This window comes from Bacillus sp. UNC41MFS5 (assembly GCF_000686805.1).
Window position 1 is genome coordinate 85,373 of the sequence record NZ_JMLP01000016.1, and the last position, 13,523, is coordinate 98,895.

The 13,523-nt window shown below is 39.8% G+C and carries 10 protein-coding genes; 8 read left to right on the forward strand and 2 right to left on the reverse strand.

Annotation, left to right across the window (positions count from 1 at the left end; genetic code table 11):
* Nucleotides 1-43: 43 nt before the first annotated feature.
* A complete protein-coding gene (locus BR30_RS0109290; RefSeq protein ID WP_026564796.1) occupies nucleotides 44-1,030 on the reverse strand; it encodes a glycoside hydrolase family 43 protein in 987 nt (328 codons plus the stop codon).
* A gap of 254 nt (nucleotides 1,031-1,284) precedes the next feature.
* Nucleotides 1,285-2,046 carry an IclR family transcriptional regulator gene (locus BR30_RS0109295; RefSeq protein ID WP_026564797.1) on the reverse strand — a complete coding sequence of 254 codons (762 nt, stop codon included), beginning with the start codon at nucleotides 2,044-2,046 and terminating at the stop codon, nucleotides 1,285-1,287.
* A 245-nt stretch (nucleotides 2,047-2,291) separates the two neighbouring features.
* Here BR30_RS0109295 and BR30_RS0109300 point away from each other — a divergent pair, with 245 nt between their 5' ends.
* The 8 genes from BR30_RS0109300 (at nucleotide 2,292) to xylB (ending at nucleotide 13,481) form a co-directional block, all read left to right on the forward strand.
* A complete protein-coding gene (locus BR30_RS0109300) occupies nucleotides 2,292-4,286 on the forward strand; it encodes a YjhG/YagF family D-xylonate dehydratase (RefSeq protein WP_026564798.1) in 1,995 nt (664 codons plus the stop codon).
* Nucleotides 4,287-4,401: 115 nt separating this feature from the next.
* Entirely contained in the window at nucleotides 4,402-5,337 is a 936-nt protein-coding gene (locus BR30_RS0109305; protein ID WP_026564799.1) for a dihydrodipicolinate synthase family protein, read from the forward strand.
* A 201-nt stretch (nucleotides 5,338-5,538) separates the two neighbouring features.
* Complete coding sequence (locus BR30_RS35750) at nucleotides 5,539-5,694, forward strand: hypothetical protein (RefSeq protein WP_442852963.1); 156 nt, start codon at nucleotides 5,539-5,541, stop codon at nucleotides 5,692-5,694.
* 83 nt (nucleotides 5,695-5,777) lie between these two features.
* Nucleotides 5,778-7,160, forward strand: coding sequence for a glycoside-pentoside-hexuronide (GPH):cation symporter (locus tag BR30_RS32930; protein WP_035445284.1), 1,383 nt, complete (start codon nucleotides 5,778-5,780; stop codon nucleotides 7,158-7,160).
* An 8-nt stretch (nucleotides 7,161-7,168) separates the two neighbouring features.
* Nucleotides 7,169-8,770, forward strand: a complete 1,602-nt coding sequence (locus BR30_RS0109320) for a glycoside hydrolase family 43 protein (protein WP_026564800.1) — start codon at nucleotides 7,169-7,171, stop codon at nucleotides 8,768-8,770.
* 29 nt (nucleotides 8,771-8,799) lie between these two features.
* Complete coding sequence (locus tag BR30_RS0109325; protein WP_026564801.1) at nucleotides 8,800-10,281, forward strand: glycoside hydrolase family 5 protein; 1,482 nt, start codon at nucleotides 8,800-8,802, stop codon at nucleotides 10,279-10,281.
* Nucleotides 10,282-10,571: 290 nt separating this feature from the next.
* Nucleotides 10,572-11,903 carry a xylose isomerase gene (gene xylA, locus BR30_RS0109330; RefSeq protein ID WP_026564802.1) on the forward strand — a complete coding sequence of 444 codons (1,332 nt, stop codon included), beginning with the start codon at nucleotides 10,572-10,574 and terminating at the stop codon, nucleotides 11,901-11,903.
* A 78-nt stretch (nucleotides 11,904-11,981) separates the two neighbouring features.
* The gene (xylB, locus tag BR30_RS0109335) at nucleotides 11,982-13,481 is read left to right on the forward strand and encodes a xylulokinase (protein WP_026564803.1); all 1,500 of its coding nucleotides are present in this window, start codon (nucleotides 11,982-11,984) and stop codon (nucleotides 13,479-13,481) included.
* The last annotated feature ends 42 nt before the right edge of the window (nucleotides 13,482-13,523 follow it).

Here is a 13,523-nt window from a genome sequence, read left to right on the forward strand (position 1 = left end):
AAAAAAACTGACCCCAATTTATGAGAGTCAGTCGTCAATCTAATTATTGATTTCCATAAGGGTCAATCGTTTGAATCGTTCCGTCTTCATTATACTTTAGTTCAGTGTATTTCACAGAGCGCTTATGATTCACGCCATCTGATAACGAGCAATCGTGATAGAACAGATACCATTTATCATTAAATTGGACAATCGAATGATGTGTGGTCCAGCCAATGACAGGGGTAAGAATCGTCCCTTTAAACACAAATGGTCCTTGGGGATCTTCGCTTACCGCATAAACTATTTTATGAGTGGTACCGGTAGAATAGGATAGATAGTAGAGACCATTGTATTTATGAACCCATGGTCCTTCAAAATATCTTCGGTCTTCATCACTTGCAAGAATCGGATTGCCGTTTTCATCGACAATGGAAATTTCTTTTGGTTCGCTTTTAAAAGTAAGCATATCGTCGCTTAGTTCAGCTACTCTTGGCCCTAAAGCAGGTTCTGTAGCTGCTGGACCCTCAGCATCTGGAGTAAATGTTCCTGTCTGCCATTTTTCCAACTGTCCTCCCCAAAGCCCGCCGAAATAAACATATGCTTTGTCATCTTCATCCACCAAGACAGCTGGATCAATGCTGAAGCTGCCTGGTATGTAATTTTCTTCTGGTGTAAAAGGTCCTGCCGGATTAGGGCTTGACGCGACCCCAATTCTGAAAATACCATCTTTATCTCTTGCTGGGAAAAATAAATAATACGTATTATTTTTGTATGCAGCATCTGGTGCCCAAAGCTGTTTACTTGCCCAAGGGATATCTTTTAAATGAAGTGCTTCTCCATGGTCTACACATGTTGCATTTACGTCATCCATGGATAAAATATGGTAATCTTCCATCTTATATTGGTCACCATTATCATTAGATGGCTCATCATGATCAAGGTCATGAGAAGGATAAATATAAAGCTTACCTTCAAAGACATGTGCGGAAGGATCTGCTGTAAAAATATGCGTAACTAATGGTTCATTGGGCTTAGAGTTTTTCATCATCATATCTCCCCATTAAATAGTTTAGATACTTACAATTTCATTATAACTGAAGTTAGATGACTTTGTATATCCAAACAACTAACTTTTTTTATAGCCCATATATAAGTTCTGACTTATTAATAATGACTGAAAATAAAAGGGGCTGTGTAAAATGCGGGATGTTAATTTCCACCTCGAGTATTTTAGAGGCTTGGACAGCCCCAGTCTGAATAACAAGAACATGCTTTATATTAGTTGTAAACTATTTAGAAAAATCATTCATATCCATATCTCATTTGTTCCGATAGTTCATTACAGGATGTTTTGAGAAGATCAATAAATATCTGCAGCTCCGGATCGTTCACACGAGAAATTAAAGTGGAAATACTGATGGCAGCCAGGACCTGTCCCATCCCGTTGAATATGGGCACAGCTGCACATCGAACACCTTGCTCATTTTCTTGTTCATCTACTGCATAGCCCTGCTGCTTGACTTTTTCAATTTCCTTTCGAAAAACGGCTTCATTGACTATCGTGTTGGCGGTTTGATACTGGTAGTTATAATTTTTTAATAAAAGCTCCAATTCATTAGGGGGTTGATAGGCTAAAAGGACTTTTCCAATCGCGGTAGAGTGGAGGGGTAGTCTTCGGCCAATACGAGAATAACGAATAATGGATTGTTCCCCTTCTACTTTATCGATATACACGCCTTCCCGACCGTCCAAAATCCCCAAGTGCACTGTTTGCCCCGTTTTGGTAGAAAGATCGAGAAGGTATTTTTTGGCAGTTTTTCTTATATCCATATTGCTGATGACTAGATTCCCTCGTTCAGCTAGTTTCAATCCTAATCTATATTTACCATTATCCGGATTTTGATCGATATAGGAATACTCATGAAGTGTTTTTAATAGGGAGTGAACAGTACTTTTATGCAACCCCATCTTTTCACTAATTTCGGTAATTTTTAGCTCCGACTTATGCTCATCAAATAAATCTAGAATCTTCAGAGCCCGTTCAACAGATTGAATAATAGGCATAAATAACCCCTCTAGTTTTATATTGTAAAATCATATCTTATTATAACAAACATTATGGATTAATAAATGTCGATAAAAAATTTTAAAAAAATAATTTTCCCATTGTAACGGAATAGTCAGAATAAATATAGATATGCTATAATCAAATTGCGGCCAAATAATAAAACTTAGTTTTATATTATAAAACTTTATGCGTACATAAAATCATTACTTGGTAGTAAATAAATTAAACATTGGAGGTTACTATGTCATTAAACTCAATATTAGGTGAAGGAGATCAATCCCTTTATAGCATAAAGACTCATGGCGCTGGGCCGGAAGGTTCACTTCCACTGACGCCCGAAATGTTAAGAGAACTGCCAAGCGGTGATATTTTTGGTATGACTCAAAATGCCGGAATGGGCTGGGAACCATCCAAGCTCCTTGGAAAACAGGTGCTGATTATCGGAACATTGGCAGGCATTCGGGATCATGATGGCACTCCAATTGCATTAGGATACCATACTGGAAACTATGAACTAGGATTGCAAATGAGGGCTGCTGCTGAAGAAATTACTAAGCTAGGAGGCGTACCGTTTGCCAGTTATGTAAGCGATCCATGTGATGGCCGCTCTCAGGGGACAACAGGCATGTTTGACTCCCTTCCATATAGGAATGATGCAGCAGTTGTGATGAGACGCCTAATCCGGTCCATCCCGACAAGACGGGCCGTTATAGGTGTTGCCACCTGTGATAAGGGTCTCCCAGCCGTGATGATTGCCTTGGCATCCATGCATAATCTTCCAACCGTCCTTGTTCCGGGCGGTGCAACACTTCCGCCTACAGATGGGGAAGATGCGGGCAAGGTTCAAACGATTGGTGCAAGGTTTTCAAATGGTGAGCTTTCATTGGAGGAAGCCGCAAGACTTGGTTGTGTAGCATGTGGCTCATCCGGTGGTGGTTGTCAGTTCTTAGGAACCGCTGGAACCTCACAAGTGGTTGTGGAAGCACTGGGATTGGCACTGCCTCATTCTGCTTTAGCGCCGTCTGGCCAGCCTGTTTGGGAAGAAGTCGCGAAACAGTCAGCACGCGCAGCGCTGGAATTGGAAAAGAGAAACATTACTACAAAGGATATCATTACAGATAAAGCAATTGAAAATGCAATGGTGCTTCATGCAGCATTTGGTGGTTCAACCAACTTGCTGCTGCATCTTCCAGCTGTTGCACATGCTGCCGGCTGCAAAATTCCTACTGTAGATGATTGGGAAAGAATCAATAAATTGGTGCCTCGCTTAGTAAATGTATTGCCAAACGGTCCAGATAACCATCCAACAGTTCGTGCTTTCTTAGCTGGAGGAGTACCTGAAGTTATGCTTCATCTAAGGAAATTAGGCCTGTTGCATGAAGATGTACTTACGGTGACAGGGGAAACTCTTGGAGCAAACCTTGATTGGTGGGAAACCTCAGAAAGACGTGCGAAATTTAGACAACTATTGGTGGAACATGATGGAATTCAACCAGATGAGGTCATCATGAGTCCAATTCAATCAAAACAACGAGGATTAACCTCAACAGTTACGTTTCCGAAAGGTAACATTGCACCTGAAGGTTCTGTCATTAAATCAACTAGCATTGATCCTTCCATGGTCGGAGAAGACGGTGTTTATCGTCATACAGGTGAAGCAAAGATTTTTACATCTGAAAAAGCAGCGATCAGGGCGATTAAAACAGGCGGAATCGAAGCAGGTGACATCATGGTTGTTATGGGTGGAGGACCATTGGGGACAGGAATGGAAGAAACTTATCAATTAACTTCTGCATTAAAGCACTTATCTTATGGGAAACATGTTTCCTTACTTACAGATGCACGTTTTTCAGGCGTTTCAACTGGGGCATGTATCGGACATATTGGGCCAGAAGCGTTGGCGGGGGGACCAATTGGTAAATTACGTGATGGAGATGTAATTGAAATTATTGTCGACAGAGAACAGCTGGTCGGTACTGTTAACTTTATCGGTACAAAGGACAATAGATTGTCGATTGAAGAGGCAACTAGAGTATTAGATGAACGTGGGACACATCAAAGCCTTAAGCCAGATCCTGGATTACCGGATGATACTCGATTATGGGCTGCACTTCAATCCGCGAGTGGAGGAACTTGGCGAGGTAGTGTTTATGATACTGATCGAATCATTGAAGTGTTGAATGCAGGCATGAAAGCACTAGCGGACGAAAAGAAAGAAAAAAGTGTGACTAAGTAATTTTTAAGAGAGTAAAAGTTTCATTGAATGTATTAAAGCTCATTAAACAAATATTTTTATCCCAGCGGGCTCAGGTAGAATTAGAGCCTGCTGGGAATCCAAGGAGAGAGATTCATTGAAAAAAGCACAATTTCTAACGCCTGTTGTTACTGCTTTTAATGCTGAGGGCAATTTGGACCATCAGGCTAACAAAAATATCTATGATTTTTTAATTAATGGGGGAGTAGACGGTTTAGTCATTATGGGCAGTACTGGAGAGTTTTTCGCCATGAATGATGCTCAGAAGAAAGAATTGATCGACCTTGTGGTTAACCATGTGAATCATCGGACCAAAGTGTATATCGGAACTTCGTGCATGACAGTGGAAGATACGATACAGCTTTCCAACCATGCTATTGATACCGGTGCGGATGGTGTCATGATTATCAGCCCATATTATTTTTCACTTTCGGATGAAAGTGTTGAATACTATTATGATCAGGTGGCAGATGGGGTAAAGGGTGATATTTATTTGTATAATTTCCCTGCAAGGACAGGCCATGACTTGTCTCCGCAAGTTACCCTCAATCTCTTGAGGAAACATAAGAATATTAAAGGATTTAAAGATACTGTCACGGAAATAACGCATACAAGAAAATTGATTCAAACGGTGCGGGACGAATTCCCTGAATTTATTGTCTACTCCGGATTTGATGAAAACTTTGCCCATAATATACTTTGTGGAGGTAATGGCTGTATTGGGGGGCTCTCCAACTTATATCCAGCAGTATTTTCTGAGTGGGTAAATGCTATAAACATGAATGACCTGGAAAAAGTGGCTGAGATCCAAAATATCGTCGATAAAATGATGGGGCTATACGATATTGGAACTCCGTTTATCCCGATTATGAAGCAAGCGATGGTCCTTAGAGGGATCGAATTAGATGGATATTGTCAAAAGCCGCTTATCCAGCCAAATAACAAACAAATAGAGTCTATCAAACTGCTTTTGCAACAATTAGATGCATTGATTGTTCAAGTTATTCCTAATTATAAAGGGGCTTTAGCGTAAATTCGTAAATAAAAAGGTAGAAAATATTATCCTAAGAAGGAATAGATTTCCTTGTTGTAAGGTGATATAATCTAGCTAAATAAGATTATATTATAAAATCGTGTTTTATAATATAAAACTATTTTGAAGTCTATTCATAGTGCACTGGCAGGAATCCCTTCCTCAGCCAGTGCAGAGGCACAAATAAATTGAGTAAAAGGAGTGAAGCAGCGTTTTATGGAAATGAAGAAAGAAGGCGTTGGTAAAGCAATTGCTGAATCAATTGTGCCCCACGAAGAATTATTTATTACCACAAAGCTTTGGAATGCTGATCATAGTTATGAAACAATGTTAGTGGCCTTTGATGAAGTTTGGTAAATTGGATAGTAGTATTATCTCCACTTTGTTTATATGACCAACAAACTAAGTGTTTATAAATAATAATTAAAAGGGGAATCAGAATGAATACAAGTGTTGCTCAGCAATTAACAGTAGATCAACCCGAAAAAATCACAATGAAGGAAAAGATTGGCTATGGTACTGGTGATTTAGCCTGTAACTTCATTTACCAAACTGTAAGTAGTTATCTATTATTTTTCTATACAGACGTTTTTGGCATCACGGCTGCAGCAGCTGGATTAATGTTCCTAGTTGTTCGGTTGATCGATGCGGTTCTCGATCCATTTATTGGAGCAGTTATTGATAAGACAAATACAAAATATGGAAGATTTCGTCCATACCTTTTATACGGAGCCTTTCCATTTGCGGGTGTAGCAATTCTCTGTTTTACAACTCCAGGATTTTCGGATCCTATGAAACTTGTATATGCATATGCTACTTATATTTTATTATCGATTACGTATTCAGTGATTAACATTCCTTATGCAGCGCTTACTTCAGCCATTACTCAAGATAACAAAGAAGTTGTCAGCTTGACTTCAGTCCGGATGCTGTTCGGAAACACTGGTGGATTGATCGTTTCATTCGGTGTACCCCTTTTAGCTGGAATCTTCACAAATATGACTGGAGAAACAGGCACAGGATGGCAAATCACCATGACAATCATGGGGATTTTAGGAGCCTTTTTGTTGATGTACAGCTTTTATAACACAAAAGAACGTGTTCAGCTTAATCATTCAAAAGAAGCAGAGATTAACTTTAAAGATATCTGGATTCAATTAAAAACAAATCGTCCACTTTTAATCGTTTGCTTTTTCTTTATACTTAATTTTGGTGTAAACTCCATTGTTAACTCTGTTGGTATTTATTATGTCACGTATAACGTTGCAAGACCGGAATTAGTAAAATGGTATGGTTTAATGGGAACGCTTCCTGCACTTATCCTTATGCCATTAATGCCTTTGATGTATAAATTGATGGGTAAGAAAAAGCTATTATTTACAGCTTTATCATTAAAGGCACTCGGCTTATTAGCTCTTTTCCTTATTCCGCCAACCATGGTTCCATTTGTATTTGCAGGACGTTTAATTGCAGCACTCGGTACAATTACAGCAGGTGCATTTACATGGGCGTTAATTCCTGAAACCATCGATTATGGCGAATATAAGACTGGTAAACGTGCAAGCGGTGTCATCTATGCATTGGTTGGATTCTTCTTCAAGTTTGGTATGGCAATCGGAGGAATTGTTCCAGGATTGATTTTGGCCAACTTCGGTTATGTTGCTAATCAAGCGCAGACTCCAGAGGCATTGAACGGTATTTTGATTACCATGACTGTCATTCCGGCCGTATTTGTTATCATCGAGCTTGTTGCCATCTTCTTATATAACTTGGATGAAAAGGAACATAAACGAATTCTTAATGTATTAAAAAAGAGAGGATGATCACCAAAATGAAGATCCAAAATCCTGTATTAAAAGGTTTTAATCCAGACCCTAGCATTTGCAGGGTCGGGGATGATTATTATATCGCGGTATCTACCTTTGAATGGTTCCCTGGGGTTCAAATCCATCATTCTAAGGATCTGGTAAACTGGCATCTTGTATCACGTCCGTTAAATCGGGTTTCCCTTATTGATATGAAAGGAAACCCCAATTCAGGCGGTGTGTGGGCACCATGTTTAACCTATGCTGATGACAAATTCTGGTTGATTTATTCCGATGTGAAACAACATTCGGGAGCGTGGAAGGACACTCACAATTACTTGACTACCTGTGAAACGATTGATGGTGATTGGAGCGACCCGATCTATTTGAATAGTTCAGGTTTCGATCCTTCCTTATTCCATGATGTGGATGGAAGAAAATACATCATCAATATGCTTTGGGACCAAAGAACGTATAAACACTCTTTTGGGGGAATTGTCTTACAAGAATATTCTCATGAGGAAGGTCGTTTAATCGGAAAGCCGAAAGTGATTTTTGAAGGAACAGACATTAGGCTGACTGAGGGGCCGCATTTATATCATATCAACGGTTATTACTATCTAATGACAGCAGAGGGTGGAACGAGATATGCTCATACAGCAACGCTAGCAAGATCAAAAAATATTGAGGGACCTTATGATTTGCACCCAGATCATCCATTCCTTACTTCCTGGCATGATCCTAGAAATCCTTTGCAAAAATGCGGACATGCCTCTATCGTTCAAACACATACAGATGAATGGTATTTAGCGCATCTCACTGGCAGACCGCTGCCTCAAGATGATAAACCGGTACTTGATTATCGAGGTTTTTGTCCGCTGGGAAGAGAGACGGCCATTCAAAAACTTGAATGGAAGGACGGTTGGCCATATGTTGTGGGAGGAAAACAAGGCTCTGTTGAAGTAGAAGCACCAAAGATGGAAGAGGTTAAATGGGAACGAGATTATGACGAGGTTGACCACTTTGACAGCCCAACTTTGAACCATCATTATCAGTCATTAAGGATTCCATTAACAGAAGATATTATGTCCTTGACCGACAGACTGGGACATTTACGCCTTTATGGAAAAGAGTCATTAACGTCATGCTTTACTCAAGCCTTGGTTGCGCGGCGCTGGCAGTCATTACATTTTGATGCTGGTACAGCGGTTTCCTTCCAGCCAAATACATTCCAGCAGGCTGCAGGCTTGGTTTGCTATTATAATACAGAAAATTGGACATCTGTTCAAATTACCTGGAATGAAGAAAAGGGTCGGATCATTGATATCATGAATTGTGATAACTTTGCTTTCTCACAACCGCTTCAAGGGTCAGAAATTCAAGTTCCAGAATCGGTTGAGTATGTTCATTTAAAAGTTAAAGTCAGAAATCATACCTTTCAATTCGCTTATTCTTTTGATAACGAAACTTGGACGGATATACCTGTAACCTTTGAATCTTATAAACTATCGGACGAATATGTCCGGCTTAATGGATTTACTGGTGCATTTGTTGGTATGCATTGTCAAGATACAAGCGGAACAAGTCAACCTGCTGATTTTGACTATTTTTCTTATAAAGAAATTTAGTCCATTGCATTGAAAGGAAGGGAATAGACATGGACTTGCTTCAAGTAAAAAATGAAAAAATTACTGATTCTACTGGTAACACCATCCAACTAAGAGGTACATGTATTGGCGGATGGATGAATATGGAGGACTTTATTAATGGTTACACCGGGACGGAGCACGCTCTTCGTCATACTGTTGCAGAAGTGATTGGTAAAGAAAAAGCTGAATTTTTATTTGACCGGATGCTGCATTACTTCTTCGGTGAAGATGATATTCAGTTTATTAAAAGCTGGGGAGCAACCACCATACGCATTCCTTTAAATTATCGTCATTTTGAGGATGATGAGGCACCATTAACTTACAAGGAATCAGGATTTAAACGCTTAGACAAGATTATTGATTTATGCGAAAAGTATGGGCTTTACGTTATACTTGATCTTCATGCTGTGCAGGGCTTCCAAAATACTCACTGGCATTCCGATAATGATGTACGTCATAGCTTTTTCTGGCATGATAAAACGTATCAAGACAGATTTGTCGCTTTATGGGAAGAGTTTGCTCGACGTTACAAAGGCAGAGGAGTTATTGCTGGGTATAATGTCATGAATGAACCATGTGTGAATACACCGCACGGCGATTTCCCACATACCTTCTTTGGCAATTATCAACCTGACTGGGACAGGATGAATCGTATTTACCGACGCGTCGTTGAAGCAATTCGCGCGATTGACCCAGACCACATTATTTTCCTAGAGGGGGATAACTATTCAAAGCTGTTTGATGGTTTAGAAGCTCCTTTTGCGAAAAATCTTGTATACAGCAGCCATAACTATACGGCAGCCGGTTTCGGACCTGGTGCTTACCCTGGGGTAGCAGATGCGAAAACAGCCCGTGTAGAAAGTGGAAAGTACTGGGATAAGGCTGTCCAAGAGGAAGTATTTTATCATCACCAAGGTACAGAGTTTGCACAAGAATATAATGTTCCTTTATGGGTAGGGGAGTTCGGTTCCGTTTATAATGGACCAGAAAATGAAATTACGGATCGCCTGCGTGCGATGGATGACCAACTTAGTATCTTTGAAGAATTTGGAGCTCATTGGACCACTTGGACGTATAAAGATGTCGGTGTGATGGGATTAGTGACACTTGATCCAGAATCGGAATACATGCAGAGGCTTTCTTCCATTTTTAAAATGAAACATGCATTAAATACAGACGATTGGATGATTTGGCTGCCAGGCTTTAAGGCAAGACAATCTGTTGAGGAATTAGCTAACCATTTGGAAGAGGTGGTCAATCCGGAAATGTCTCACGCTTATAATCTTTCCAGTCTTTCTCAAGTCATTCTGACTGTCTATGCCGGCGCACTGATCCAGCCAGAGTACGCAAAGATTTTTAAAGAATTTTCCGAGGAAGAAATTGACCTTATCATGCAGTCGTTTGCCTTTAAAAACTGTAAAGTTAACGAAGGCTTGCTTGAGGTATTGAAAAAACACACAAATGAAAAAGTTGAGGTAGGAAATAATTAAACAAAATACAGCATTTGATGATGCACGTAATCGCTTAAAAAATATTTTTTCATCCTAATTTAAAGGCTGATTTCTAAAAGGGTGGTAAAAAGACCTTTTGAAATCAGCCTTCTCTTAAATAATTTGTGATGAAAAAGGAAAGATGGCTGATGCGGACCATGTTAAAAATACTTTTATAAACTTAGTTTATCTGATGGACAAACTAAGTTTATGATGCTATAATTTGATTACGAAGTGAAAGCATTTGCAAAGTTATTCTGAACCCATAAAACTCTAGGAGGAATAATCCGATGGCTTATTTCGAAACAATTAATAAAATTCAATTTGAAGGTGCGGCATCTAAAAATCCATTAGCATTTAAGTATTATAATCCAGAGGAAAAAATAAATGGCAAAACAATGGAAGAAATTCTTCGTTTCTCCGTTGCATATTGGCACACATTTACTGCAGATGGTACCGATCCATTTGGCGTAGGTACAGCAATCCGTTCGTGGAATCACCTGAAAGGATTAGATTTAGCGAAAGCACGTGTGGAAGCTGCATTTGAACTTTTTGAAAAATTAAATGTTCCTTTCTTTGCTTTCCATGACGTTGATATTGCTCCTGAAGGACGCACGTTACAAGAATCAAATGAGAACCAAGACGTAATCGTTGCAATGATAAAAGAATACATGAAAACCAGCAAGACAAAATTATTGTGGAACACGGCAAACATGTTTACTAACCCTAGATATGTTCATGGTGCGGCTACTGCTCCGAATGCAGATGTGTTTGCTTACTCTGCAGCGAAAGTGAAAAAAGCGTTAGAAGTAGCAAAAGAGCTTGGTGCCGAAAACTATGTATTCTGGGGCGGCCGTGAAGGGTACGAAACACTTCTCAATACAGACATGAAGCTGGAACAAGATAACTTAGCACGTTTCTTTCATATGGCAGTAGATTATTCGAAAGAAATTGGCCTAAACGTTCCATTCCTAATTGAGCCAAAACCAAAAGAGCCTACTAAACATCAATATGATTTCGATGTGGCTACTGGTCTAGCATTCTTGCAAAAATATGATTTAACAGACTACTTCAAGTTTAATATCGAAGCAAACCACGCTACTTTAGCTGGTCACACGTTCGAGCATGAATTAAGAACAGCTCGTATTAACGGAATGCTTGGTTCTGTCGATGCTAACCAAGGGGATACACTGCTTGGATGGGATACGGATGAATTTCCAACTGACTTATATACAAACACTTTAGCTATGTACGAAATTTTGAAGAATGGCGGCTTAGGAAAAGGCGGCTTAAACTTCGATGCAAAAGTAAGAAGAGGTTCATTCGAAGCAGAAGACCTATTCCACGCACACATTGCAGGTATGGACGCATTTGCGATTGGCCTAAAAGTTGCTAACAAGTTAATTGAAGATAAAGTCCTTGATAGCTTTATTGAAGAGCGTTACAGCAGCTATACAAACGGAATTGGCTTAGACATCGTAGAGGGAAAAACAAACTTCCGTGAACTGGAAGCGTATGCCCTTCAATTAACAGAAATTAAAAACATCTCAGGCAGAACAGAGCGCCTAAAAGCTTTAATTAATCAATATTTACTTGAAACACTTTCAAGCGTAACTGTTTAATAACTACTTAATATAATCATCGAAAATGTGCTGGCAGTCTATTACTCCAGCACATTTTTATAGGAAAGGATGATACGGATGAAATACGTAATTGGTGTTGACCTTGGAACGAGTGCCGTAAAGATATTACTTGTCAATCAACATGGTGAAGTTTGCAAAGAAGTGTCTAAATCATATCCTCTCATTATTGAAAAATCAGGCTATAGTGAACAAGACCCGGAAGAATGGGTAGAAAAGACCTCGGCTGGATTAGCGGAACTCATTGAACAATTCGATGGAGACGTAAACGATATCGAGGGCATCTCTTTCTCTGGGCAGATGCATGGCCTTGTTTTATTAGATGAAAAAAACCAAGTACTTAGAAATGCGATTCTGTGGAATGACACAAGGACGAGTAAACAATGCCAGGAGATTTACGACGTTGTTGGCAGTCAGCGTTTATTAGAAGTAACGAAGAACCCTGCACTTGAGGGCTTTACTTTACCTAAAATCCTCTGGGTAAAAGAAAACGAACCTGAAGTTTTTGAACGGGCCAGCGTATTCTTGCTTCCAAAGGATTATTTGCGCTATCGGTTAACAGGAAATATCCAAATGGAGTACTCTGATGCGGCTGGAACCTTACTATTAAATGTAGCAAAGCGCGAATGGAGTCATGAAATAATAGAAGCTTTTGGTATATCAGCTGAATTCTGTCCTCCTCTGGTAGAATCTCATGCATTTGTGGGTACTGTTAATGCTGAATTTGCCCAAGAAACGGGATTGTCTGAAGCTGTAAAAGTGTTCGCGGGTGGAGCGGATAATGCTTGCGGGGCAATTGGTTCAGGGATTTTAACAGAAGGAAAAACCTTATGCAGTATCGGTACTTCTGGCGTTGTTCTTTCCTATGAAGAACGAAATGACCTCGATTTTGAGGGAAAGGTTCATTATTTTAATCACGGTGAAGAGAATGCTTATTATACGATGGGAGTAACGCTCGCAGCCGGCTATAGTTTAAGCTGGTTTAAAGATACATTTGCTAAGGAAGAGGCATTTGAACAGTTATTAGCAGGTGTGGATGAAGTACCGGCAGGAAGCAACGGTTTATTATTTACACCTTATATAGTAGGGGAAAGAACACCGCATGCGGATTCAACGATTCGCGGCAGTTTTATTGGGGTCGATGCTTCCCATGAGCGTAAGCACTTTGCCCGTGCAGTGCTCGAAGGAATTACCTTCTCCTTACATGAATCGATTGAGATTTTTAGAAGCAACGGTAAGACGATTGATTCCATTATCTCTATTGGCGGCGGAGCGAAAAACGACACATGGCTGCAAATGCAGGCAGATATTTTTAACGCAAAAATTGAAAAGCTTACAAGCGAGCAAGGTCCTGGAATGGGTGCAGCGATGTTAGCTGCTTACGGCTGCGGCTGGTATCCGTCCCTAAAAGAATGTGCGCAAGAATTTATTCAAACTTCAAAAACCTATAATCCGATTCAGGAAAATGTGGAAGCATATAAAAAGCTATTTACAATTTATCAACAAGTTTATCCACAAACAAAGGAATTAAATGAGCAATTAAGAGAGTTTAGAAAGTAACGGAGAGCTGGCCTAGGTCAGCTCTCTTTGTAAAGGAGTGAT